Origin of the sequence: Saccharothrix ecbatanensis (assembly GCF_014205015.1) — a bacterium.
GTDB lineage: Bacteria > Actinomycetota > Actinomycetes > Mycobacteriales > Pseudonocardiaceae > Actinosynnema > Actinosynnema ecbatanense.
Map to the genome: position 1 here is coordinate 426,361 of NZ_JACHMO010000001.1, position 24,548 is coordinate 450,908.

25 protein-coding genes are annotated in these 24,548 nt (G+C 72.1%); 16 read left to right on the forward strand and 9 right to left on the reverse strand.

The features are described 5' to 3' along the window. Nucleotides 1–97 precede the first annotated feature (97 nt). Both F4560_RS01925 and F4560_RS01930 read left to right on the forward strand, forming a co-directional pair. On the forward strand, nt 98–1,321 hold the full coding sequence (locus F4560_RS01925; protein WP_184915359.1) for an ABC transporter substrate-binding protein: 1,224 nt from the start codon (nt 98–100) through the stop codon (nt 1,319–1,321). 34 nt (nt 1,322–1,355) lie between these two features. Continuing rightward, the gene (locus F4560_RS01930; protein WP_184928834.1) at nt 1,356–1,796 is read left to right on the forward strand and encodes an SRPBCC family protein; all 441 of its coding nucleotides are present in this window, start codon (nt 1,356–1,358) and stop codon (nt 1,794–1,796) included. On the opposite strand, the gene F4560_RS01935 is transcribed toward F4560_RS01930, so the two are convergent. The 5 genes from F4560_RS01935 to F4560_RS01955 form a co-directional block, all read right to left on the reverse strand. Next, entirely contained in the window at nt 1,793–3,370 is a 1,578-nt protein-coding gene (locus F4560_RS01935) for a phytoene desaturase family protein (RefSeq protein WP_184915361.1), read from the reverse strand. The two genes, F4560_RS01930 and F4560_RS01935, sit on opposite strands and share 4 nt — an antisense overlap. Then, nucleotides 3,367–4,392 carry an NAD-dependent epimerase/dehydratase family protein gene (locus F4560_RS01940; RefSeq protein ID WP_184915364.1) on the reverse strand — a complete coding sequence of 342 codons (1,026 nt, stop codon included), beginning with the start codon at nt 4,390–4,392 and terminating at the stop codon, nt 3,367–3,369. Before F4560_RS01940 ends, F4560_RS01935 begins: the two co-directional genes overlap by 4 nt. Nucleotides 4,393–4,412: 20 nt before the next feature. Beyond that, nucleotides 4,413–6,719 carry a Tex family protein gene (locus F4560_RS01945; RefSeq protein ID WP_184915367.1) on the reverse strand — a complete coding sequence of 769 codons (2,307 nt, stop codon included), beginning with the start codon at nt 6,717–6,719 and terminating at the stop codon, nt 4,413–4,415. Nucleotides 6,720–6,780: 61 nt separating this feature from the next. Continuing rightward, nucleotides 6,781–7,560, reverse strand: a complete 780-nt coding sequence (locus tag F4560_RS01950; protein WP_184915370.1) for a hypothetical protein — start codon at nt 7,558–7,560, stop codon at nt 6,781–6,783. Between the two features lie 34 nt (nt 7,561–7,594). Next, entirely contained in the window at nt 7,595–8,701 is a 1,107-nt protein-coding gene (locus tag F4560_RS01955; protein ID WP_184915373.1) for a PA2928 family protein, read from the reverse strand. 126 nt (nt 8,702–8,827) lie between these two features. On the opposite strand from F4560_RS01955, the gene F4560_RS01960 reads away from it, so the two are divergent. The 10 genes from F4560_RS01960 (at nt 8,828) to F4560_RS02005 (ending at nt 18,055) form a co-directional block, all read left to right on the forward strand. Continuing rightward, nucleotides 8,828–10,078: a hypothetical protein gene (locus F4560_RS01960; RefSeq protein ID WP_184915375.1), complete on the forward strand. Its 1,251-nt coding sequence runs from the start codon at nt 8,828–8,830 to the stop codon at nt 10,076–10,078. After that, on the forward strand, nt 10,075–11,079 hold the full coding sequence (locus F4560_RS01965; protein ID WP_184915378.1) for a hypothetical protein: 1,005 nt from the start codon (nt 10,075–10,077) through the stop codon (nt 11,077–11,079). The genes F4560_RS01960 and F4560_RS01965 overlap by 4 nt, the downstream gene beginning before the upstream one ends. Next, nucleotides 11,076–12,704: a tetratricopeptide repeat protein gene (locus F4560_RS01970; protein ID WP_184915381.1), complete on the forward strand. Its 1,629-nt coding sequence runs from the start codon at nt 11,076–11,078 to the stop codon at nt 12,702–12,704. The genes F4560_RS01965 and F4560_RS01970 overlap by 4 nt, the downstream gene beginning before the upstream one ends. Then, nucleotides 12,698–13,897, forward strand: a complete 1,200-nt coding sequence (locus tag F4560_RS01975) for a CHAT domain-containing protein (protein WP_184915384.1) — start codon at nt 12,698–12,700, stop codon at nt 13,895–13,897. Before F4560_RS01970 ends, F4560_RS01975 begins: the two co-directional genes overlap by 7 nt. Then, nucleotides 13,894–14,490, forward strand: coding sequence for a hypothetical protein (locus tag F4560_RS01980; RefSeq protein WP_184915388.1), 597 nt, complete (start codon nt 13,894–13,896; stop codon nt 14,488–14,490). The genes F4560_RS01975 and F4560_RS01980 overlap by 4 nt, the downstream gene beginning before the upstream one ends. A gap of 61 nt (nt 14,491–14,551) precedes the next feature. Next, on the forward strand, nt 14,552–15,016 hold the full coding sequence (locus F4560_RS01985; RefSeq protein WP_184915391.1) for a hypothetical protein: 465 nt from the start codon (nt 14,552–14,554) through the stop codon (nt 15,014–15,016). A 46-nt stretch (nt 15,017–15,062) separates the two neighbouring features. After that, a complete protein-coding gene (locus tag F4560_RS01990) occupies nt 15,063–15,392 on the forward strand; it encodes a hypothetical protein (RefSeq protein WP_184915393.1) in 330 nt (109 codons plus the stop codon). A gap of 59 nt (nt 15,393–15,451) precedes the next feature. Then, complete coding sequence (locus F4560_RS01995; protein ID WP_184915396.1) at nt 15,452–16,255, forward strand: LLM class flavin-dependent oxidoreductase; 804 nt, start codon at nt 15,452–15,454, stop codon at nt 16,253–16,255. Nucleotides 16,256–16,259: 4 nt separating this feature from the next. Next, a complete protein-coding gene (locus tag F4560_RS02000; protein WP_184915399.1) occupies nt 16,260–17,165 on the forward strand; it encodes a patatin-like phospholipase family protein in 906 nt (301 codons plus the stop codon). 5 nt (nt 17,166–17,170) lie between these two features. Further along, entirely contained in the window at nt 17,171–18,055 is an 885-nt protein-coding gene (locus tag F4560_RS02005) for an alpha/beta fold hydrolase (RefSeq protein WP_184915402.1), read from the forward strand. Nucleotides 18,056–18,065: 10 nt separating this feature from the next. On the opposite strand, the gene F4560_RS02010 is transcribed toward F4560_RS02005, so the two are convergent. After that, the gene (locus F4560_RS02010; protein WP_184915405.1) at nt 18,066–18,242 is read right to left on the reverse strand and encodes a DUF397 domain-containing protein; all 177 of its coding nucleotides are present in this window, start codon (nt 18,240–18,242) and stop codon (nt 18,066–18,068) included. Beyond that, nucleotides 18,239–19,102 carry a helix-turn-helix domain-containing protein gene (locus tag F4560_RS02015; protein ID WP_221483301.1) on the reverse strand — a complete coding sequence of 288 codons (864 nt, stop codon included), beginning with the start codon at nt 19,100–19,102 and terminating at the stop codon, nt 18,239–18,241. The genes F4560_RS02010 and F4560_RS02015 overlap by 4 nt, the downstream gene beginning before the upstream one ends. 89 nt (nt 19,103–19,191) lie before the next feature. Here F4560_RS02015 and F4560_RS02020 point away from each other — a divergent pair, with 89 nt between their 5' ends. Further along, nucleotides 19,192–19,398 (forward strand): hypothetical protein, encoded by a 207-nt coding sequence (locus F4560_RS02020; RefSeq protein ID WP_184915408.1) that lies wholly within the window; start codon nt 19,192–19,194, stop codon nt 19,396–19,398. On the opposite strand, the gene F4560_RS02025 is transcribed toward F4560_RS02020, so the two are convergent. Beyond that, nucleotides 19,379–20,779, reverse strand: a complete 1,401-nt coding sequence (locus tag F4560_RS02025) for a WS/DGAT/MGAT family O-acyltransferase (protein WP_184915411.1) — start codon at nt 20,777–20,779, stop codon at nt 19,379–19,381. The genes F4560_RS02020 and F4560_RS02025 overlap by 20 nt on opposite strands. 123 nt (nt 20,780–20,902) lie before the next feature. On the opposite strand from F4560_RS02025, the gene F4560_RS02030 reads away from it, so the two are divergent. Beyond that, a complete protein-coding gene (locus F4560_RS02030; RefSeq protein WP_184915414.1) occupies nt 20,903–21,670 on the forward strand; it encodes an esterase/lipase family protein in 768 nt (255 codons plus the stop codon). Here F4560_RS02030 and F4560_RS02035 read toward each other — a convergent pair. Then, complete coding sequence (locus tag F4560_RS02035) at nt 21,667–22,110, reverse strand: pyridoxamine 5'-phosphate oxidase family protein (RefSeq protein WP_184915418.1); 444 nt, start codon at nt 22,108–22,110, stop codon at nt 21,667–21,669. The genes F4560_RS02030 and F4560_RS02035 overlap by 4 nt on opposite strands. Before the next feature lie 143 nt (nt 22,111–22,253). On the opposite strand from F4560_RS02035, the gene F4560_RS02040 reads away from it, so the two are divergent. Together F4560_RS02040 and F4560_RS02045 are read left to right on the forward strand one after the other, a co-directional pair. Then, complete coding sequence (locus tag F4560_RS02040) at nt 22,254–23,474, forward strand: HEAT repeat domain-containing protein (protein ID WP_184915421.1); 1,221 nt, start codon at nt 22,254–22,256, stop codon at nt 23,472–23,474. 93 nt (nt 23,475–23,567) lie between these two features. Further along, nucleotides 23,568–24,515, forward strand: coding sequence for a hypothetical protein (locus F4560_RS02045; protein WP_221483302.1), 948 nt, complete (start codon nt 23,568–23,570; stop codon nt 24,513–24,515). The last annotated feature ends 33 nt before the right edge of the window (nt 24,516–24,548 follow it).

The following is a 24,548-nucleotide window of genomic DNA, read 5'->3' on the forward strand; positions in this document are numbered from 1 at the left end:
TTCACCGACCGTGCGGTATGTCACATCGCCAGGCGTTTCGGGCTACTTCTGTCAATACTCCGTACCCATCGGTAACGTGAGTGGCAGGAGTCCCGTCGTGCGCAACCTCGTCGTCGGCTGTGCCGTGCTCGCCTTGGTCGGCGTGTCCGGCTGCGCCGCCGAGGATGAGAAGCCGGTCAAGACCGGTCCGGGCGTCACCGCGGACACCATCTCGCTCGGCGTGCTGACCGACATGACCGGCCCTTTCTCGCCCACGTCCCTCATCCGGATCAAGGGCTACGAGCTGTTCCTGGGCGAGCTCAACGCACGCGGCGGCATCTGCGGGCGCAAGGTCGAGCTGAAGCAGGCCGACCACGGCTACGACGTCGACCGGGCGCTGGAGAAGTACTTCGAGCTGGAGCCCGAGGTGCTCGGGTTCATGGACATCACCGGCGCGCCGATGACCGAGGCCATCGAGCCGGACCTGATGCAGACCCGGGCCATCGCCGCGCCCGCGTCCTGGTCGGCGACCCTGCTGGGCAACCCGCACATGGTCATCGTCGGCACGACCTACGACCTCGACGTGATCAACGGCCTGGACCACTTCAAGCGCACCGGGCTGATCAACGACGGCGACACCGTCGGGCACGTCCACCTCGACAGCGACTACGGCGTCAACGCCCTCGAAGGCAGCACGTTCGTCGCCGAGCAGTGGGGCCTGAGGCTCATCGGGAAGGCCGTGGCGGAGACCGCCGACGTGTCGGCCCAGATCGCCGAGCTCCGGGCGACCGGCGCGAAGGCCGTGGTCCTCAGCACGTCGCCGCAGCAGACGGCGATCGCCGTGGCGACCGCCGAACGGCTCGGCTGGGACGTGCCGTTCCTGGTCAGCGTGCCCGGCTACGACCCGCAGATCCTCGCGACGCCCGCGGCGGGCGCCGTGGTCCAGCGGGTGCAGGTGGTGTCGCCGATCGCGCCGTTCTGGACCGACCTGCCGGGGCCGCGCGCGGTCGCGGAGGCGTTCACCCGCAAGCACCCCGACCTGACGCCGACCGGCTCCGTGGACCACGGCTACGTGGTGGGCATGGCGTTCGCCGCGATCCTGGAGAAGGCGTGCGAGGCGCGGGAGCTGACCCGTGACGGCGTGCTGCGCGCGTTCCAGGACACCAACGAGGTGGCGACGAACGACCTCACCGGTGACCTGCGGTTCTCGTTGGTCGGGCGGCCGTCCACGACCAAGTCCTACATCTCCCGGCCGGACCCGGCGACACCCGGCGGCCTGGCCGTGGTCGCCAACCTGTTCGAATCCGATCTGGTGAAGCTCAAGGGCACCCGCGCCAAGTAGTTTCCGCGTGCCGGCCGGGGGAATCCGGGTGGGCATGATCGAGGTGCGCTTGACGGTGCCGGCGTCCGTGGAACGGGTGTTCGCGGTGCTGGCCGACGGGTGGTCCTACGCGGGCTGGGTGGTGGGCGCGGCGCACATCCGCGAGGTCGACGCCGGGTGGCCCGGCACCGGCACCCGGATCCACCACAGCGTCGGCGGGTGGCCGCTGGCCGTGCAGGACGTGACCACGGTGCTGGACGTGGACCCGCCCCGGATGCTGGAACTGGAGGCGCGCGTGTGGCCGCTCGGCGCCGCCCGCATCCGGCTGGAACTCGCCGAACGCCACGACGGCGCCGAGATCACCATGCGGGAGGAGGCCGTGAAGGGCCCGCCCGCGCTCCTCCCCCAGCAGGTCCAGTCCCTCTACCTGAGCCCGCGCAACCGCGAATCCCTGCGCCGCCTGGCCGACCTGGCCGTCCGCAAGGGCCCGCGCTAGTGGAACGTGCGTGACAGCGAGCGGATGAGGAGGCGGTAGGCGTCACCGGCCAGTCCGTTGCGGGCCAGCGCGGCACGGGCCGCGTTCGCGCCGGGTGCGCCGTGGACGCCGCCGCCGGGGTGCGCGGACGCGCTGGCGAGGAACAGGCGGTCCACCGGGGTGTCGCCACGGCCGAGGCCGGGCACCGGGCGGAAGATCAGCTGCTGGTGGATCGAGGCGGTGCCGGAGTTGATCGATCCGCCGATCAGGCTGTGGTTGTGCGCTTCCAGGTCCGCCGGGCCGTGCACGACGCGCGCCCGGACGAGGTCGCGGAAGCCCGGCGCGTGCCGCTCCACCAGTTCCTCGACCTGGTCCGCCCGCCGCTGGAGCTGGTCCGCCGTCCACCGCTCACCGCGCGGCACGTGCGTGTACCCCCACGCCGTCTCCGTGCCCGCGGGCGACCGGGTCGGGTCGGTCGTCGTCATCTGGCCCATGATCACGAACGGCGTGCTCGGCACCTGCCCGCAGGCGATCTCGGTGCTGGTGAGCGACAAGCCGTTGAAATCGCCTCCCAAGTGGACGGTCCCGGCGCCGCGCGCGCCCTCGGCGGTCCACGGGACGGGCCCGTTCAACGCCCAGTCCACCTTGATCGTCGCGTCGTCCCACTCGAACCGCCCCAGGTCCGCCACCAGGCTGGGCGGCAGGTGCTCCGCCCCGACCAGCCCCAGGTACAGCGCCGGCGCGGGCACGTCCGCCAGCACCGCCTTGCGCGCCCGCACGAACCCGCCGTCCGCGTCACGCACGCCCAGCGCACGACCACCGGCCACGATCACCTGCGTCACCGGACGCCCGCACCGCACGACGCCGCCCAGCCGCCGCACCATCGCGCCCGTCAACGCCCCCGCCCCGCCCTCCGGCACGGGGTACCCGACGTCCTGCCCGAGCATCGACAGCAGCCACCCGAACGCCGTGCTGCCCGCCTGGTCCGGCCCCAGGTCGGTGTGCATCGCGTTGCCCGCGAACAACAACGGCGCGCCCTCACCCGAGAACCGCTCGTCCCCGAACGACCGCACCGACTGGAGGAACGACCGCGCGAACCGCAGCCCGCCGCCGACGCCCAGCACCCCGGCCAACGCGACACCCGCCCGGACCGGCGGGAACGGCCGCATCAGCACGTCGAGCAGGTGCGGGCGAAGGCGCAGCCACCGGTCGAACTCGGCCCGCCACGCGTCACCGTCACCAGCGCCGAACGACTCCACCGACGCCGCCGTCCGGTCCACGTCCTGCGACAGCACCACGGCCCGGTCGTCCGGCAGCACGTGCGCCAGCACGTCCGGCGCACGCCGCCACCGCAGCCCGTGCCGCTCCAGGTCCAGCCCGGTGATCACCGGCGACGCCGCGCCCAGCGGGTAGAACGCGCTGAACAGGTCGTGGTGGAACCCCGGCTCGGTCAGCTCCGCCGTCCGCACCGCGCCGCCCGGCTCGTCCGCGGCCTCCAGCACCAGCACGTCCCACCCCGCGTCGGCGAGCAGGTTCGCCGCGACCAACCCGTTCGGACCGGACCCGATGACCACGGCGTCCACGACATCGCTCAACGCACATCTCCCTGGCTCTGATGCACCGGCCGACCGAAGCCCAGTCTGCGCCACCAACTCTTGCGCCGCGGCGCGAGCGGCCCCCACGTGCCACGCCCCTCCGCGACCGCCGCCACGAACGACGTCAACGCCTCCTGTGGATCGTGCTCGGGCTCCCACCCCAGCGCCCGCGTCCGACCGCAGTCCACAAGGGACGCCTGGCCGGCCAGCAGCAACCACCCCGGATGCGCCGGCTGCAATCCCAGCCGCCAGGTCGGCCACATCACCGCGCGCAGCACCGGCAACGGCACCGGCAGCAGGAACCCGCCGAAGGCACGGGCCACCTCCGGCGCCCGTAACGGCGGATCGGCCGCGACGTTGAACGCGCCCACCGCGTGCCGCCGGAGGATTACCAGGATCGCCCGCGCCACGTCCTGCGCGTGCACGACCTGCGCCCGCAGCCCCGGCCACAGCGGCACCGGCAGCCACCGCTTGCCCAACACCCGGGGCGGGATCAGCGGGCTCAGCGCCCACCGGCCGATCTCCGCGCCCGCGTCGGGCTGCACGACGGCGCAAGGCCGCACCACCGCCACCCCCGCGCGCCCCTCCAGCATCCGTTCCAACTCGACCTTCTGCGCGCTGTAGGCACTCCCCGCCACCCCGCCGCGAGGCCAGTCCTCGTTCACGGGCGTCGACGCGGGCGTGTAGGCGGCGACCGACGACGCCACCACGACGTGCGGAACCCCAGCCCGTTCCGCCGCACGCAGCACGTGCGCGCTGCCGGTGATGTTGGTGCGCCGCATGTCCGGGTCACCCGGCGCGGGTTGCACCGCCCACGCCAGGTGCACCACCGCGTCCGCACCCTCGAACGCCCGCCCCAACACCACTTCGGCGGCCGGCGCCCCGATATCGCACGTCACCCAACCGGGCGAATTCGGTGGCACCCGCCGCGAGACGCCCACCACCGTGTCACCCGCGTCGGCGAGCACCCGGCACAGGGCCGTCCCCAGATTGCCGCTGGCGCCCGTGACGACGACCTTCATGGGCAGCCGGGTACCCCCGGTCACTTCTTGCCAAGCCCCGCCCGACGCAGCGCCTCCGCCATCGCGCCGTTCGCCGGCGGACGTTCCTGCTGACGCGGCTTGCCCCCGCCGCCCTGGCCGCCGCGCTGCCCACCGCGTTGCGGCTGCTGCTGCTCACGCGGCGGCTTGCGGCCCGGCTCGTCCTCCAGGCGGAGCGTCAACCCGATGCGCTTGCGCGGGATGTCGACCTCCAGCACCTTCACCCGCACCACGTCGCCGGACTTCACCACGTCCCGCGGGTCCTTCACGTACGTGTTGGACAACGCCGAGATGTGCACCAGACCGTCCTGGTGCACGCCGATGTCCACGAACGCGCCGAACGCGGCCACGTTCGTCACCTGGCCCTCCAGCACCATGCCGGGCTTGAGGTCGGAGATCTTCTCCACGCCGTCCGCGAACGTCGCCGTCTTGAACGCGGGCCGCGGGTCGCGCCCCGGCTTCTCCAGCTCGCGCAGGATGTCGGTGACGGTCGGCAGGCCGAACTTGTCGTCCACGAACTCCTGGGGCCGCAGCGACTTCAGCACCGCCGTGTTGCCGATCAACTGCTCGCCGCCCGCACGCTCCTGCATCCGGCGCACCACCGGGTACGCCTCGGGGTGCACGGAGGAGGCGTCGAGCGGGTCGTCGCCGTTCGGGATGCGGAGGAAGCCCGCGCACTGCTCGAACGCCTTCGGGCCGAGCCGCGCCACCTCCTTCAACGCCTTGCGCGAGCGGAACGGGCCGTTGCCGTCACGGTGCTGCACGATGTTCTCCGCCAGCCCGGCGGTGATGCCGGAGACCCGCGTCAACAGCGGCACGGACGCCGTGTTCAGGTCCACGCCGACCGCGTTCACGCAGTCCTCGACCACCGCGTCCAGCGAGCGCGACAGCTTCGCCTCCGACAGGTCGTGCTGGTACTGGCCCACGCCGATGGACTTCGGGTCGATCTTCACCAGCTCGGCCAGCGGGTCCTGCAACCGGCGGGCGATGGACACCGCGCCGCGCAGCGACACGTCCATGCCGGGCAGCTCGGCCGACGCGAACGCCGACGCCGAGTACACCGACGCGCCCGCCTCCGACACCACGGCCTTGGTCAACTTCAGGTCGGGGTGCAGCTTGAGCAGGTCGGCGGCCAGCTTGTCGGTCTCGCGGGACGCGGTGCCGTTGCCGATCGCGATCAGGTCGACGTCGTGCTTCTTCGCCAGCAGCGCGAGCTTCGCGATCGACTCGTCCCACCGGTTCGCGGGCACGTGCGGGTAGATCACGTCCGTGTCGACGACCTTGCCGGTCGCGTCGACCACGGCCACTTTCACGCCGGTCCGGAAACCGGGGTCGAGGCCCATCGTGGCGCGCGTGCCCGCCGGGGCCGCCAGCAGCAGGTCACGCAGGTTCGTCGCGAACACCCGCACCGCCTCGTCCTCGGCGAACGCCCGCAGCCGGGACCGCAGGTCGATGCCCAGGTGCACGAGGATCCGGGTCCGCCACGCCCACCGGACCGTGTCGGCCAGCCAGCGGTCGGCCGGACGGCCCCGGTCGTCCACCCCGAACCGGGACGCGATCCGCGCCTCGTAGCCGGTCGGCTCGTCCTCGTCCGCCGGGTCGAACTGGAGGTCGAGCACCTCCTCCTTCTCCCCGCGCAGCAGCGCCAGGATCCGGTGCGAGGGCAACTTCGCGAACGGCTCGGAGAAGTCGAAGTAGTCGGAGAACTTGGCCCCGTCCTCCTCCTTGCCCTCCCGAACCTTGGACGCCACCCGGCCCTGCGTCCACATGCGTTCGCGCAGCTCACCGATGAGGTCGCCGTCCTCGCCGAACCGCTCGACGAGGATCGACCGCGCGCCCAGCAGCGCGGCGGCCACGTCCGCGACCTCCTCGGTCACGTACGCCTTCGCCACCTCCTGCGGGTCCTGCGTCGGGTCGCCCAGCAGGCCTTCCGCCAGCGGCTCCAGGCCCTGCTCGCGGGCGATCTGGGCCTTGGTCCGCCGCTTCGGCTTGTAGGGCAGGTAGAGGTCTTCCAGCCGGGCCTTGGAGTCGGCGGCGTGGATCGAGGCCTCCAGCGCCTCGTCCAGCTTGCCCTGGGACCGGATCGATTCGAGCACAGCCGCCCGACGGTCTTCCAGCTCGCGGAGGTAGCCCAGGCGCTCTTCCAGCGTGCGGAGCTGGGTGTCGTCCAGCGCGCCGGTCGCTTCCTTCCGGTATCGGGCGATGAAGGGAACGGTGGAACCACCGTCGAGCAGGTCGACGGTGGCGCTGACCTGCGCGGGCCGCACCCCGAGCTCCTCGGCGATCCTCTGGTGAATGGCTGTGGTCACAGCGAGCCATTGTGCCCTGCCCGGCCGATCACGTTCGGGCACCCCGACGCCGTTCACCGGGCTAGGGCACGAGGCTGGTGAGGACGGTGACGTCCGACTCGTCGTGCGGCAGGTACTTGGCCCTGACCACCATGCCGGGCTGCACCCGGGCGATGGACGTCGGGGGCAGCCGCTTGTCCTGCGTGACGTCGAACGTGGTGCCGTTCGGGCGGGTGACCCGCAGGGTGAGGCGCACCGCCGAACGGCCGTCCGGTAGCTGCCCGGTCGGGGTCATGGCGAGCACGATCGCGGTGGCGTCCACGCCGTGCTCGGCGATGCGCAGCTGGTGCGGCGTCACGAACCCCTTGGCCAGCTGCACCCGGTCCAGCGCGGCCTGGAGCTCGCGCGGGTCGGAGTCGGTGGCCAGCGCCACTCGGCCGTCGGGGAGGTAGCGGACCGGGAGTACCGCGTCGGGCACCATCAGCGACAGGTCGGTCAGGTCCACCACCTGCCGCGCGGTGCCTTGGAACGAGCGGCCGTCCGCGGTGTCCACCTGGAGCCGGATGTCCAGCTGCGGCTGGTCGTTCACGGACAGGCCGGTCCGCGCGACGCCGATGACCGTGCCGATGCCGATCGGCGCGCCGCGGAACTCCTTGGGCACACCGCCGGTCAGCGCGGCCAGACCGCCGCCGAAGACCTTGTTCAGCGTGAACAGGGTGGGCACGACGGCCAGCAGGATGATCGGGCCGACCATCCAGCCGTTCAGCCAGGAGGTCACGTCGTCACCGGCCAGGCCGCCGGCGACCCAGGTCGCGGTGAGGGCGAGTCCGACGCACAACCCGAGCCAGCTGGTCACCTTCATGGTCTGCATTCCTTTCGGGAGTTACTGGTGGGAGTTACTGGTGGGAGCCGAAGAAGTCGGCCAGGCCGACGGCGAGGGTGACGACCCGGCCGTCACCGCGGGCCGCGGCGAACACGTCGCCCACGGCCACCGCGGTGACGCCGTCCGGGCCGACGAGGGCGCGGTCCACCCGTGAGTCGACCGGCAACGTGGCGGTGACCTGGCCGGTGGCCAGCGACACCAGGCTGAGCGCGATGCCCTGGTCGTTCACCGAACGCTGGTGTTCGACCAGCACGTGCCCGGTGGCCACGCCGACCGCGGTCACGCCGTCGACCACCAGCTGCGCGCCGTGGAACACGGTCGTGCCCACCGGGGTCACCCGGCCGTCCGCCGTGACGCGGACCAGCACGCTGCCCGGCGTGCCGCCCGGCGCCTGCCGCAACCCGACCCGCTCGGTCGAGCCCGGGTTCATGCCCGCTTCGACACCGGTCGAGGAGGGCGGCGCGGCGGGGACGCGCTCGACGGAGAGCCGGCCTGCCCACGCGGCGGCGGTCGGCGCGTCGACCGGCGTGGCCACCACCTGGTCCAGCCCGATCGCCAACACCCCTCCGGTGGCGTTCATGGCCAGCACCCGGCGGTTCTCCGGGTCGTACGCGTAGGCGGTCCGGGCCGCGACGAACGCGCCGCCGAGCCCTTCCACGTCATCGCCCTCGGCGACCACGCTCCCGTCCGCCAACTCGACCACGAAGAGTCCGGAGTCGGTGGCCAGGTAGGCGTAGCGCTGCCCGGCGGCGAGGACCGACGCCTCCCAGATCAGCTGGTCGGACAGCTGCGTGTCCCACAGCACCTCGCCGGTGGCCGGGTCGGTGGCCGCGAGCCGCACCTGGAACATGTCCTGCGTGATCATCTGGAACATCCCGCGCACGCCGTGCCGCTCGTAGGGCGCCAGGACCACGTCCCGCCCGTCGATCTCGGCGAACGCGAAGCCCGGCTGCATCTCGATGTCCGGTTCCGGTGACATCACGTACGAGCCGCCGAAGAACAGCCCGGCGAACAGCACCAGCGGCAGCACGAAGGGCAGCGCGAACGGCAGGCGGCGGCGAGGAGGCCGGGGCGATTCGTAGGGCATCGCCGGTGAGTACTGCGGCGGTGTCTGGTACATCGGTTCCCCCTTTTCGGTCTGCGGGTGATGACCGAAGCTTCCGGCGCGGGCGTCGCCTACCGGTCCCAGGAACGGGGTTCACGAGACCGCCACCAGCGGCGATGGAGATCGAGTAGGGTCGGCCGGGTGGGCACCGCGCGAGCTGCGACGGCGACGCTTCCCCGCGGCTCGGTGGTCGCGCGGGCGTGGGCCGCGCTGGGTGACGCGGTCGCGCCGCTGAGCAACCCGGCGGGCCGGCCGCTGACCCGCACGGTCAAGCTGATCCTCGATCCGCTGGTGCTGCGGCCCGTGCTGAACCCGGAGTTCGCGGCGGGCGCGATCGCGGTCGAGCACGCCGACGCCCTGCGGTCCCGGATCGCCGACGCCGGGCCGGTGCTGGCGGCGACCGCGAGCTGGTTCGTGGTGCTGAAGAAGGAACGCCGGCGGCGGTGGATCACCGACGGGAACCCGCAGGACCTCTACTTCCAGCGGTGCTTCGAACTCGCCACCGCGCAGGGGCCTCCGGGGTCGGACGCCGACCGCGTGGCGGCTTCCGTGCTGGCCGAGGTGCACGGGCAGGGTGGGCCGACCGTCACGGGGCTCCGCGACTTCGTCACCGATCCGGCCAACGTCGGCGAGCTGACGCGGCTGATCGACGCGGCGTGGGCCGCGGTGGAGGTGGACGGTTCGGGGGCGATGGCGACCGACGGGTTCCTCGCCACGTGTGCCGTCGCACCTGATCGGGTGTTGTTCGGGGAGCTGGTGGCGGGCGCGGCCGGCTCGGCGGGCGCGGCGGACCTGGCCCGGCCGGGGGTGGCGCTGGCCCACGGGTTGACCGACCGGGATCGGCCCGTGCGGCCGGAGTTGGGGCGGAGCGCGTCGAAGCGGAACCTGCCCAAGCCGTTCGACCGGTCGATCCTGGAGCGCCTGTTCGCGCCGTTGACCATGGCGTTCGGGCGGGACGGGCTGGCGGACGTGCCGACGTTGGTGCGGCGGGAGATCAGCCGGTCGGCGGGCGCATGGCAGCTCGCGGACGAGGAGAGCCGGCTGGTGCTGCTGCTGGGGCGGGACGCGTCGGCCGACCTCGCCGGGCGTCCGTCCGGCGCCGGCCCTGGCACCGCGGCTGCCAGGTTGCGGTCGCGGTGGGAGCGCGAGGCGTACGTGCACCGGGTGCTGCGGATGCCGTCGGCCGTGCCGCCGGAGGTCCACGCGGACGTGCGCGGTGTGCGGGAGGCCTACCTGCGGCGGTTGTGGGTGCGGCTGCACGGTCGTGAGATGCGGGGCGAGGCCGTGGCAGCCGATCAGGTGTGGGACCTGCTCGACGGGGTGCTGCGGTCGGTGATCCTGGACCAGCGTGACCGGCTGCGGTCGGCACTGGAGCGGGAGGCCGTGGCATGAGGGTGTCCCGTTCGGCCGGGATCGTCGTCGGCGACTGGCCCGCGTCGCCGGAGGTGGTGGCGTTGGTGGAGGGCGCGGGCGCGCTGTTGGCGTGGGACGTCCTGCGCGATGACGTGGTGCCCGCTGCCCGGGTGCACGACCCGGAGCGGGCGTCCGAGTGGCTGTGGGAGGTCTACGGGGACGCCGCCGACGCGATCTTGGGTGACGCCGACGAGGTGGACGTGCCGGTCGCGGGCGACTGGCGGGTCCGTGACGCCTGCCGGGTCGTGGCGCAGTTGAACTGGGCCGAGGCGTGGTGGCCCGCTTCCGTGGTGGCCGGTGTGCCTGCGTTGGATCCCGCCGTGTTGGGCGCGGAGCGTGCGGTGGCGGTGTCCACTGTGGAGCATGTGCTGGACGATCCGGACGCGGTGGAGCGGGCGTTGGCGTCGGTGGTGTCGTTCGACGTGACCGATCCCGAGCTGGTCGGGTTGGCCGACCGGGTCGGTGTGCTCGCCGAGGACTACGGGGTGGTGCTCGCTCTGGCTCCGGCGGCGGTGGCCGGTCGGTCGGAGTTCGCGCTCGCCGCCGGGGGAGTGGACTGGTCGGACGAGGTCGCGGTGCTGACGGGGACGTCCACTGTGGACTGGACGTTGGTGCCGCACGGTGTGGTCGATGCCGCCGCGCCCGTCGAGTGGGCTGTGGTGCGGCGGCAGGGGGCCACGGTGCTGGAGGTGTCCGTCGCTGCTGGGCCGCGGCCGGGGCCGTTGGCGGCGAGGATGGGTGAGGTCGTGGTGGCGCTGGACGAGGTCGACGGGTTGGGTCGGATCACCGGTTCCGCACCCGTGCCGCCGACGGTGTTGTTGCTGCCGCCCGATCGGCGGGTGGTGACGGTTTATGCGCCTGGCTTCGCGGTCGCCCCGTCTGGGCCGGGCGCGGAGGCTCGACGTGCCGCGATCATCGACTACGCGCGGTCCCGGGTCGGCTCGCCCGGTGCGACGCTGACCGAGCGGACGGCGCGGTGAGCGACTGGTCGGACCTCAACGACGAGGGTGTGCGCTGCGAGAACCCCGGTCGGCGGCACCTCGGGCCGCGGTGGCCGCGGTTCGTCGAGCTGAACACCGAGGGCGCGGTGCTGGCGTCGGCCGGTGACGTGGTCGGCGCGCGGGCCGCCTGGCAGGCCGCCTACCGCGAGACCACCGGTGAAGTGGCCGATGTCGAGGCGCTGGTCTGCCGCGCGGCGGTCGCGGGGAATCTCGCCGGAGTGTCCGCCGACTACGACGAAGCGGCGCGGTGGAGCACTGAAGCGGTGGACGCGGCGCGGATCGTGCTGGAGCTCGTCGGTGACGCGTACGGCACGTCCACGGTGCTGGTGAACGGGTTGGTGTCCCGCGCCGTGTCGCATCACGCCCGCATGCGGCTGCCTGAAGCGTTGGCGGACTTGGACGAGGCCGTCGAGGCGTTGGCGTCGGTCGAAGGCGGGCAGTCGGTCGAAGCCTGGCAGTCGTTCGAGGCCTCCGTCCGGTCCACCCGTGCCCGCGTGCTCGTCACCGGCGGTTGGTATGCCGAAGCGGCAGCGGAGGCGCGGCTCGCGTTGGACCTCGCGTACGCCGCCGCGCCGTCGTTGGCCGCGAACGTCCACCTGACGTTGGCCGAGATCACCAGCTCCACCGGGGATCTGCCGGGCGCCGTCGAGCACCTGTCCCTGGCCCGCGACCTGTGCGCCGCGACCGGGGACGTCGGCGGCGAGGGCACCGCCGTGGTCAGCCTGGCGCGGTTGGCCTACCTCTCGTCCGATGCGGACCGGGCCGATGCGCTGTACGCGGAGGCTGAAGGTCTGTTGGGCGACGATCCACATCGACTCGCGGCGTGCCTGTGCGGACGGGCGGCGATCGCGGTGCTGCGGGGGAGGCCGGGCGAGGCGTTGGAGCTGCTGGACCGGGCAGCCTCGTCGTCGGGGACGGCCGCGAGTCCGCTGGAACTGGTGGCGGTGCGGCAGGTTCGGGGGGCGGCGCTCGAGGCGTCGGGGGAGTTCGCCGCGGCCGAGTCCTGTTACGCCGAGGCGGCGGCGGTGTGCGAGGCGGCCGGGTTGTGGCACGTGGTGTTGGGGATGACCTGGTGGCGTGCGGACGCGCTCGTGCGCCGGGCGGCGGCGGTCACCGGCGAGGAGCGGCGGGCGATCGGGCTGCGAGCGCTGGACTTGGCGTTGCCCGCGGCACTGGCGTCGGAGGCGGTGCGGCAGCGGTTCCCGCACGGGCCGCTGCGGGAGCGTTGGGTGGCGTTGGCCTCCGCGCCCGCGACCCGGTCGGCGTTCCTGGCCATCCGGGCGGTCGAGGACGTCGCGTTGGCGGCCGAGTACATCGACCACATCGCGGGCGCGGTGTCCCTGGACGCCGCGGGCACTCCGGTGGAACGCGGTGAGTTGGTGATGCTGCCCGAGCCGCCCGCTGAACCGTCCGTGGAAGAGCACCTCCCTTACGCCGCTTCGGGGCTCGTGAGCGGTGGGAGCCTTGCTGTGGGCGGGTTCGAGTTGCCGCCCCGGGTCCGGCTCGACCCGACGGTCCGGACCGCGCTGGACGCCTGGATCGACGTGGCCGAGGAGCGGTACGGGCTGCCGGTGCGGTCGGAACGGGCGGTGGCGTCGTGGTGACCGTGCAGCTGAAGCTGGTCGACGCGGGCGACCTGTACCTGTCGTGGCGGTGGGAGCACGAACCGGACCGGCCCCGCGTCCAACTCGTGCCGCGCGAGAAGGCGCAGGTGGTGTTGGACGAGTGGGCCGCCGCGGTGCCTTCGCCGTTGCCGGGGGAGAACGTCGACCGGGCGTTACGGCGGTCGCTGACCCACGGGCCGCTGGTCGACCACGCGCGGGAGCTGGACCTGTCGACGCGGCTGTACCGGGGGTTGTTCCCGACGCCGTTGGCGGTCGAGCTGAATTCGTGGCTGGAGCAGGGAGTCCGGCCGCACCTGCGGGTTCAACCGTCGCCGTCGACCGCGTTGGTGCCGTGGGAAGCCCTGCGCGTGGACGAGGGTGAACGGGCCGTGCACGTCCTCGACATCTCCGTGCTGCCGCCCGCGACCGTCGGCAACGCCACGGGCCGCCGCGTGACCCCGTTCGATCCACAAGGGACGGTCGTGGGCGTGCTGGACCCCAAGGTGCCGGGGTTCGCCGACGCGTCCGGTCTGGGGTCGGTTCTCGGCCGTGTCACGCCGGAACTGGCCGCGCTGGCGTTGGGTGGGGTGCGGCGCGACGACGTCGACCGCGACTACCTCGAAGGCGCACTGGCCACCGCCGCACGGTTCGTGTACGTCGGCCACGTCACCACCGGCGGTCACGGCCTGGACGCGCGGATGCACCTGTCCTGCACGGCGAACACCGAGGGCCGGGCCGCTCCGCTCGGCGCGCACCGCCCGCTGACCGCCGCCGACATCGTGCTCGGACACCGGTCCGGTCCGGTGCGGCCGTGGCGGATTCCCAACCGGGTGGCGCTCGTGGCGTGCGAGAGCGGCGGCGACCTCCGCTTCGCCGAACCGTCCGGGCTCGTGACGGCCATGGTCCACGGCGGCGCCGAGCACGTGACCGCGACGAGGTGGACGTTGCCGACCGACGAAGGGCTGTCCCGGCTCGTCCCCGGCTTCCCGTCGGCTCCCGTCCTCGCGCCGACCGTGGTGGCGATCGACACCGCCCACCGAGCCGAGCACCCGGTGACCGCGCTCAACGACTGGCAACGCGCCGCCGCGACCCGGTGGGAGGAGACGGGCGACCTCACCTGCTCCCCGCTCGTGTGGGCCGCCTTCACCACGACCTGGGCGCCAGGCCCGCGAGGTCCGGAGGTCCGGGGATGAGGGCGTTGTGGATCGGACTCGCGGTTTTCTCCGTACTGTGCGGGATCGCCACCGGATTCCTGGCGGCGGTGGCCGGGGACTGGGCGGCCTTGCCCACCCTGGCGGGAGCGGCCGGGCTGGTGGTGGCGACGGTGAAGCTGCGACCGGAGGACAGCTTCCGGGTGGCCGCGATTCTGATCGGTCTGGCGCTGCCCGTCGTGTCGATGGTGAGCGTGCCCGCGGCGTGGTTGGCCGTGACCGGTGAGCCGGCCGACTGCGTCCTGGTCGAGGAGCATGCGGGCAGGTACGACCCCAAGGGAACGCCGCACGTGTACGAGTTCGACTGCGCCGGCGAGCGGTTCTCCATCACGGAGAAGGACGACACCTACTCCACCGAGCTGGGTGATCGGGTGGAACTGGTGCTGGATCGGAATCGCATGATCGGGGCCGGCTTGCCCACCGCGCCCGCGCAGTTCGCCATCGTCGCGCTGCTCCTCACCGGCGTTGTCGGCTTGTCCTTCCTCGTGGCATTGCTCGGCCTGCCCCTCCGTCCACCGCCGAAGCCACGGTTGCCGGACCAGTTGGGGCCGCCGACGGGCGGCCTCGTTCCGTGAAGGTGGGACCGGTAGGTGACGGCGGCGCATATCGTCCTCGGCACTGCGAAGGGGTGAGGACGTGTTCGGATCAAGGGATGACGCGCTGTACGCCCGCGTCCAGGAGTTGGAAGGCCGCGTCGAGCGCCTGACGGGGTTGCTGGGGACGCTGCTGAACGACGGTGATCGGCACGCACGCCTGACCGAGTTGGCCGAACGGGCGGAAGGCGCGTTACGGGCGTTGGAGGCGCGGTCGGGGGCGGTGGGGATCGGTGAGCCGCGCTTCCAGGCGGCGCTGGACACCGTCTACCAGGCCAAGACGTTCGGGTACGTGGCGGTGTACTTCGTCGGCGGGCGGACCGCGCGGATGCGCCTGCTGATCGGTCCGCAGAACCCGCCCACCGCGAGCGCCGGCTACGCGAGCGTCAGTTCGGGCGTCAACTCCTACATCGGTGGCGTGGTGCGCCCCGGCGAGTACTGGATGGCCGCCACCCACCGGCCCGGGTTGAAGGCCGGCTTCGAGTGCGTCTTCACGCCCATCTTCTAGCCGCGAGCTTGCATCCGGTACCCCGATACAGGCTTACCGTGGACGCATGACCACAGACGCACTCGAACCCCGCCCGGACTGGGCGCCGGAGTCGTGCACCCTGCCGACGGCCGAACGCCCGCTGCGCGTGGCGGAGTTCGACGAGCTGTTCACCACGTCCCTGCGCGGCTCGGAACGCATCGCTCCGACGCACCTGCGGATCACTCTCGACCCGACGCCGGAGGTGGCGGCGCGGGCGGCGTCCCTGGCGTTCCGGGAGACCCGGTGCTGCTCCTTCTTCACGTTCGCCGTCGTGGTCGGCGCGGGGGAGTTGCGGCTGGACGTCACCGTGCCGGCGGCGCACGTGGACGTGCTCGACGCGCTGGTGCCGGCGTGAACGGCGGGTAGCACTCACCGTGGGCTGCTGACCGGGCCTGGATGTGGAACGCTGCCCGCATGCGTTGCGGGATCGTGTTGCCGTTCTTCGACGCGCCGGATGTGGCGTCGTGCGCGGAATTGGCGGAGGAGTGCGGCTGGGATGGGGTGTTCCTGGCCGAGGCGGTGTGGGGTGTCGACGCGTGGGTGGCGTTGACGGCGGCGGCCATGCGCACGTCGTCGGTGCGGCTGGGGACCATGCTGACGCCGTTGGCCCGGTTCAAGCCGTGGGACGTGGCGTCCAAGGTGGCGACGCTGGACCGGTTGTCCGGCGGGCGCGTGCAGCTGTCGGTCGGGCTGGGCGCGCTGCACCCGGGGTGGACGGCGTTCGAACGTGAGACCAGCCGGACCGAACGGGCGTTGCTGCTGGACGAAGGGCTCGCGGTGTACGACGGGTTGATGCACGGGCAGCCGTTCTCGTTCAGCGGGCAGCGTTACGAGGTGTTGGAGACGGACTTCTTCCCGCCCCCACCGCCCGTGCAGCGGCCTCGCGTGCCGGTGTGGGTGGTCGGCGCCCACGGGCGTCCGGTGTCGATGCGGCGTGCGGTGTCGTGGGACGGGTTGCTGCCCAACGTGATCGCCGACGACGGCGCGCGGGGGCCGTCGAGCCCGGAGGAGTTGGCGGCGGTGGTGGCGGAGGCGCGGGAGCTGCGCACGTCGCTCGGGCTGCCGTGGGACGGCTACGACGTGATCGCCGAGGGGATGGCGACGGACGTGCGCGAGTGGGCCGACGCGGGCGCGACCTGGTGGATCGAGTCGGACTGGGAGACCACGGTCGACGCCGTGCGCGACCGCATCACCGCCGGACCACCGTCAGGCTCCTGAAGGGATGCCGCACGGGCGCGGCGAACGGTCCGGTGAGACGATCCGGGCCGTGGTGGATCTCCCCGGACCGGTCGGATTCGTGCTCGGCGGTGGCGGCAGCCTGGGCGCGGGCCAGGTCGGCATGCTGCGCGCGCTGGCCGAGTGCGGTGTCGCGCCGGACCTCGTCGTCGGCACGTCGGTCGGCTCGGTCAACGGCTCGCTGCTCGCGCTCGACCCGGCCGGCGCCTTCGAACGCCTCGCCGCGATCTGGCAGCACATGACCAGGGCCCGCGTCTTCCCCGGCGGACTCCTCGCGCAGGCCCGGACGTTGCGGCAGCACAAGACGCACCTGTTCCCCAACACCGGGCTGGCCGAGGTGCTCGGGTTCGGCCTGGGCGGCGCGCGGGACTTCGCCGAGCTGACCCTGCCGTTCGGCGCCGTCGCGGTCGACTCGGTGACCGGCGCCGCCATCACGCTGACCTCGGGTGACCTGGTCTCGGCGGTGCTCGCCAGCAGCGCCATCCCGGGCATCTACCCGGCCGTCCGGCGCGACGGGCACGTGCTCTACGACGGCGGTGTGCTGGCGAACGTGCCCATCCGCCAGGCGCTCGCGATGGGGGCGAAGTCGCTGGTCGTGCTGGACTGCGCGTTCCCCGGCCACCTGCCGACCGTGCCCGCGACCCTCGCCGAGACGCTGCTGTTCTGGGCCACCCTGAGCACCCGCAACCAGGCCGTGCTGGAAGCCGAGCTGGCGTCAGCCGCCGTGCCGGTCGTCTACCTGCCCGGACCGCCCGTCCAGCCGGTCACCCCGCTCGACTTCGGGCACACCGCCGAGCTGATCGCCGCGTCCTACGAAGCCTGCACCGCGTTCCTCGCCCAGATCGAGATCAAGGGCCCGGGCTTGTACGGTCACCCGTCCGGGACATACTGACCGGTATGACCACACTCGACCATTGGGGCGGGACGAGCCTCTACGCCGACCTGGACGGCCCGGTGCACTACGTCGACTTCGGCGGTGACGGGCCGACGGTGGTGCTCGTGCACGGCCTCGGCGGATCGCACCTCAACTGGTGCCTGCTCGCGCCGCACCTGGTCGACCGCCACCGCGTGCTGGCCGTCGACCTGGCCGGGTTCGGCCTCACCCACCCCGAGGGCCGCTCCACGACCGTGCCCGCGAACGCCCGACTGCTCGAACGGTTCCTCGCGGAGGTCGTCGGCGAGCCGGTGGCGCTGGTCGGCAACTCGATGGGCGGGATGATCTCCATCCTGCACGCCGCCCGCAGACCGGAGACCGTCACCGCGCTGGCCCTGCTCGACCCCGCCCTGCCGCTGGCGCTCGGTGCGCGGCTGGACCCGCAGGTCGCGGCGGCGTTCGCGGCGTACACGGTGCCGGGGCTGGGGGCGTGGTTCCTGGCGAAGTCGCGTGCGGGCGTGTCGACGCGCCGGCAGGTCAAGCGGGTGCTGAACATGGTGTGCGCCAACGCGAAGACCGTGCCCGAAGAGGTGATCCTCGCGTCGATGTCACTGCTGGAGCAGCGCGCCGAGGTGCCGGGCCTGGACGAGGCGTTCCTGACCGCCGCGCGGTCCGTGGTGTGGACGGGCGCGACCAGCCGCCGGTACTACACGGCGATGAGCAGGGTCCGGGTGCCGGTCTACCTGATGGCGGGGGAGAAGGACCGCCTGGTGCCCTTGGCATCGGCCCGCGAAGCCGCCCGCCGCAACCCGTCGTGGCGGTTCGAGGTGCTGGACGGCGTCGGCCACGTGCCGCAGGTCGAGGCGCCGGAACTCGTGGCCGGCCGGATCAAGGACTGGCTGGTCTAGCGAGTCTGGCCTAGCGAGCGCGGCGACCCAGGAACTGCGTCCAAGCGCCACGGGGGAACGACAGCGTCGGCCCGGTGGGGTTCTTCGAGTCGCGCACGTCGGTCGTGTCGGGAACGAACCGAACCTCGACACAAGCCGGGTTCTCGGCGCTGTGACTCGACTTGAACCAGCCGGTGCGACGCTTCACTCGATCTCCTTCCGGATCCGCTCGATCAGACCCAGTGATCCGGTCCGGTCGAGCGCGTGGTCCATGGCCTGGCTGTGGGCAAGACTGTACTCGCGGATCCGCATCGGCTGATCGATGAGATCGGTGGTGGACACGGTTTCCTGCCACACCAACTCGGGCAGCCTGCTGCTGGCGAAGCCGAGGAGGTAGAACGTCGAGCCGCCGATCGCGTTGTGGTAGTCGGCGCTGAACGGCACGACCCGGACGTCGATCGTGTCCGGGTGCTGGTCGATCTTCGCGGCCAGGTGGTCGAGCTGGGCCGCCATCACCGTGGGACCGCCGACCATCTGGCGCAGCGCCGATTCGGTGATCACGGTGGTGAGCTTGAGCGGGTCGTCGGGGTCGTCGAGGCGCTGCTGCCGCTTCATCCGCACCTCGACGCGGCGGTTCGCTTCCGCCAGCCGGATGCTCGGCGCGCCGCCGTTCATGATCGCCATGGCGTAGTCCTCGGTCTGGAGCAGGCTGGTGATCATGCCCGCGCTGTAGGCCCGGATGCTCTCGGCGCCCGCTTCGAAACCGAAGTAGCGCAGCACTTCCGCGCTGAACATGGCGGAGTACGGGCTCCACCAGGCGCGTTTGCCCGCGGCCTCGCGGAGTTCTTGCAGTTCCTCCAGTTCGGTCGCGTCGAAGTCCAGCACGGCGGCGAGTTCGGCGAGTTTGCTCGCGTTGATCTTGAGCTTTCCGCTCTCCACGCCGGAGATGTACGACTGGCTGGTGTCGATGGCCTTGCCCGCCGACGCGGCGGTGACGTCCATCAGTTCACGGCGCTCTCGCAGGCGGAGGCCCAGCTCCCAACCTGCTACTGACGGTGACGAAGTCATGATCTATCACCCGATCGAGTTGTGCCACTTGCTAATATCAGTAGTTGTCGGCACGATCGTAGCAGAAGCCGAGAGCGGGGAGGCGGACGATGGGCCGGAGTCAGGTGCACCTGTGGGCGCAGGTCCCGAGCGACGTGTGGATCAACTACGAGGTCGAGCCGGGTGGGGGTGCGGTGGTGTTCAAGATCGGTCAGGACGTGGAGCTGTACGCCGATCCGCGGGCGTTGGCCAAGATCAGCGAGGTGGCGGCCGAGGCGGTCGCGTCGGCGGGGGAGGTCAGGTCGCGGTCGCGGTGACGAGTTCGTCGAAGCCCGCGCGGATGCCGTCGGAGAGCAGTTGGACGTCCGGCACGCTGTCGAAGTCCGCGTTGATGCCGAAGGTGATCTGGTCCAGGTAGGAGAAGATGCCGACGCTGATCCGCATGTTCCCGGAGATCGGGACGTACGGGTAGGTCTCCGTCAGTCGCCTGCCCAGCATGAAAAGCGGGAAGCGCGGACCGGGAACGTTGGTGGTGATCGTCTGCACGAGGTGCTGCGGGAGGCGCATGGCGGTGCGCGAACCGAGTTCCAGCAGGGCGGGTGCGGCGAAGTTCGCCAAGCCGGCGAGCACGTCCGCGCCTGCTGCCTGGCCGCTGCTCTTCAGTTCGTCCATCTGCTCGCGGATCGACGCGAGGCGGGCCAGCGGATCGGGTTCGCCGACGGGCAGGTTCACCAGCACCGCGCCGAACCTGTTGGTCAGCACGCCCTTTTCGGCGGACGACCGCGTCGACACCGGCACCATGCTGCGCACCACCTGGCCCTCGGCCAGCTCGTCGCGCTTGGCGAGCAGGTCGCGGAACCCGCGGGTGACGGCGGCGAGGATGATGTCGTTCACCGTGCCGCCGGTGACCGTGCGGACGGTCTTGATCTCGGCGAGGCCCGCCTTGGCCCACAGCCACCGCCGGTGCGGTCCGATCGGGCCGTTCAACGTCTTCGGGGTCGCGGTGACGAGTCGGCGGGCGGTCGTCGGCAGGCTGTCCAGCACGGTCCGGCCGAGGTCCAGCGCCGCCGAGCCGCTGCCGTTGCCGTCGCGCAGCCGCCGCGCGAACGCCGGGAACCTGGCCAACTGCTTGACGGGCGCCGACACCGCGTCCCGCATGCCGTCCAGGACCAGGTCGACCGTCGACGGGGGCGGGGTCGGCCGCCACTCCACCGGTTCGGGCAGCGGCGTGTCCGCGCGCCGGTCCAGCAGCACCTGCATCAGGTCACTGCCCGCGATGCCGTCGACCAGGCTGTGGTGGACCTTGCAGATGATCGCCCACCGGCCGCCTTCCAGGCCTTCGACCAGCCACACCTCCCACAGCGGTTTGGTCATGTCGAGGCCTTGCGCGAAGAGGCGTCCGGCGAGGTTGCGGAGCTGGTCGTCCGCGCCCGGCGCCGGGACCGCCGTGTGCCGGACGTGGTAGAGGATCTGGAAGTGCTCGTCGTCGACCCACACCGGCCAGCCGAGGTGCAGGGGGAGTGCCGTCACGCGCTGCCGGTAACGCGGCACGGTGCCGAGCTTTGCCGCGAACAAGCGCACGACGTCGCCGTACGACGGGGCCGGCCCGTCGAAGACCAGGACCGAACCGACGTGCATGGGCACGTTCTCGTCCTCGATGAAGAAGAAGCCCGCGTCCATGGCGCTCATCCGGTCCATGGGGCTGACGGTAGCGCCACAAATCGAGACTCGTCGGTACTGGCGTAATCCTGCGCGGCGAAACATCATGGTTACTCGGGATGGTTGCTCGGGGATCGCTCGACGTGGAGCGGGGGGAGGGCCATGTCTGCATCGCACTTGGTCTCGGTGACGGCGCCCGGACTGCTCTGGTACCTGACCGAGCCGACGCGTGCGGCGGTCGACATCGGCCAGTACGCCGCGACCCGTTCGGTCCTGCGCGCCGCGCCGAGCGGCGACGGGCACACGGTGCTGGTGTTACCGGGCCTGGGCACGAACGACGGTGCGACCGCGCCGCTGCGCAAGTTCCTCACCGGTCTGGGCTACGACGTGCACGGCTGGGGGCTGGGCTGGAACATCGGGCCGTCGATCGAGGCCGTGCGCGGGATGCGCGAGTTGCTTCGGGAGCTCGCAGTCGGCGGCAAGGTGAGCATCGTCGGCTGGTCGCTGGGCGGCATCTTCGCCCGCGAACTGGCCCGCGACCACCCCGGCATGGTCCGCCAGGTGATCACGCTGGGCAGCCCGTACGCGATGACCGACCTGCGGCAGACCAGGGTCAACCCGGTGTACCAGCTGCTGGCCTGGTTCTACGTGTCGGGCGCGGAGATGCCGCCGCCCGAGCACACCCGGCCGCGGTTCCCGGTGCCGTCGACGTCGGTGTACTCGAAGTCGGACGGGATCGTGGCGTGGCAGGCGTGCGTGTCGACGCCGGGTGCGCGGCGGGAGAACGTCGCGGTGGCGTGCAGCCACCTCGGCTACGGCTACAACGCCTCCGTCCTGTGGGTGATCGCGGACCGCCTGGCCCAGCGCCCGAACCGCTGGCGCCCGTTCACCCCGCCGCCGGGGATGGCCCGGATGTTCCCGGAGGACTAGCCGGCGGGGTTCGGCAGGTTCTTGCCGGGCAGCCAGCCGTTGGGGACGTCGGTGGCACGCCATGAGCGGATGTGGAGGCGGGCGGCGACGATCGGCGCGTCCATGAACACTGCGGCGTGGGGCACCTTCGCCACCAGCACGCGGCGCACTTCCGCGTCCTCCTCGCCGCTGACGATCTCCACGTCCGCCTGGGCCTGGAGGAACGGGTCCTGTGGCGAACCGGTGGACACCACCACCGCCACCACCGGGTTCTCCCGGATCGCGGTCAGCGTGCGTCCGCGCTGCTCCAGCACGAGGTTCAGCGTGAACAGGTCGGTCTCGGCGAAGAAGACGCCGTTGGCCCAGGGGCCGGCACTGCCGGCGGTGGCCAGGAACATCGACGGGTGCTTGGCCAAGGTCGATCTGACGAGCTCTTCGACTTCGGTGACGGCGGTGGTCATCTGCACTCCTCGGGGTAGAGACCCCCTCGATCGCACACGGTAAGCCCGCGCGTGTGTCCCGAGAGGACAGGTCGACCCGAATGGGTGAACTTTCGGGCCAAATGTCGCTGGCTGGTAACGCCACGCGGTCTTAGGGTGCGGGGGTGTGGGATCAGCTTGAGCACGCCTACGGGCCCGCGACCGATGTGCCCGACCTCTTGGCCCAGGTGCGCGACCCGGTCCTCGCGCCGGCCGCGATCGGCGAGCTGAACGCCAACGTCTACCACGACGGTGACGCCGTCCACTCCGCCGCGCCCGCCCTCCTGCCGGCCCTCCTCGACCTGGCCGAGGACCCGACCGTCACCGTCCGGCCCGCCATCGTGGAGACCGTGGGCGACCTCGCGCACGCCGCCCGCACCGCCGAGCCGGCGGACGTGGACGAAGCCTGGCCCGACGCGTGGACGGCGGCCGTTCCGCGCCTGCTCGGGCTCCTCGCCGACCCGGACGTGGAGGTCCGGCGAGTGGTGACCTTCCCGTTGGCGCAAGCCATCGGGCACCACGTCTGGCCGAGCCTGCGCGACCGCTTGGCCGTCGAACCCGATCAGGCGGCCCGCCTCGGCCTGGTCGTGGCGACCGGCCACCACGCGGACCCGGCCGCGCTCGACTGGCTCACCGGGCTCCTCGCCGATCCGGCGGTCCGCCTCGCGGCGGCGGTGGGGTTGCGGCGGCTGGGTGTCACGACGGACGTCCGTTCCCTGCTCGACGGCTTCACCGACGTGGAGGTGTGGGCCGACACGTGGTGCGTCGGCAGCCCGCGCCCGTCCGCCGTCGTGTGGTGGCTGAACCGGGAACTCGGCGACGACCGGGCCACCAGACGGGCGTTGGTGGCGCGACTGCTGGAGCACCCGAACGCGGACATCCGGGCCGGCGCGCTGTGGTCGTCCGCCCAGTTGCTCGACGACGAGCTGCTGCCGCTGATCGCCGACCGCCTCCCCGACGACGAGCCGGAGAACCGCCGTCTGGCCGCGCACCTGCTGGCGTCCGCCCGAGCGCCGTTCGCCGACGATCTGGCCCTCGCCGCTCGGGACGTCTACCTGCCCGCCGCCGACGCGGCCCTGTCCGCCCTGGCCCTCCTCGGCGATGAACGCGCCGTGGAACCGTTGCGGCAACGCCTGTCCGGCCCACGCCTGGGCCTGCCCGTGCGGCCACAACGCCGCCCGTGGTCGCCCACGCCGTTGGAGGACGTCCTCATCGCGATGCGCGACCACGCCGACGCCCTGCTCCCGGCAGTGCGGGCGAGGCTCGACAACGCGAGCACAGATCAGGCGGAGGGTGCGGCATTCCGCAGGGTTATCCAGGCGTGGCAGGCACAACCGGGCAAATGATCACCTGATCCACCCCTTGTGTCGACCACCGCTTCACCCCAGGGTTCAGCGCGGCCCGTTGGCTCCGACGGGCAACCCTGACGGAGGTGGAGCTTGTCCCCCGCACGCATTGCCCCTGCCCGCAAGATCGCCGCGTCCCTGCTCGCGGCCGTCGCGCTCTCGACGTTCGCCACGACCCCCGCGCACGCGGCGACCGACGCCGAACTGGCCTTCCACTGGGCCCCGGTGCACTACCAGGACACGGACTCGTCCGACTACGACGCCGACTACCTGTCCACTGTGGACTTCGACGGCGAGTGGAACACGCTGGACAACTGGGAGGCCCAGGACGACTCGCTCGCCCGCCTCACCGGCGCCGCCTACTACTCGGTGGTGGAGACCTCGACGCACTGGTTCGTGGTCTACAGCTTCTACCACCCGCGCGACTGGGAGGACTTCTCCGACCCGTTCGGCCAGTTCACCCACGAGAACGACATGGAGGGCATGCTGGCGACGATCCGCAAGGACGGCACGACGTTCGGCCGGCTCGAAGCCGTGGTGACGGTGGCGCACAGCGACTTCTACTCGTACGTCCCGGCGGGCAGCACGTTCACCGCGGGCCGGGAGAACCTCGACGGCACGCTGCGGCTCCAGGGCAGCCGGCCGACCACGCGCCAGGAAGCCAAGGGTCACGGCCTGTACGCGTGGAACGGCGCGGAGTTCCCGGGCGGCGACGGCGTGGTGTACGTGCCGAGCGCGACCGGCGAGGTGCCGTCGAGCGGCAACGACCGCTCCGTCGGCTACCGGCTCGTGGACACCTTCGCCGCCGGTGGACTGTGGGCGCAGCGCAACAGCTCCACGACGTTCGCCGGCTGGGGCACGTTCCGCGGTGACAACGGCAAGGACAACGCCGCGAACGCCGCCTGGGGCTGGGACGACGGCAACGACGGCAACGACGTGCCGCGTGGCCTGCTCGCCACCGACCCGGCCTACCTGGTCTCGGTCTACTTCGCCAACAAGGGCTCGTTCAGCCTGACCTACACCCGCAACGCCTACCGGTAGGGCCAGGAGGGTGAGGGCGGTCACTGCCTGTGG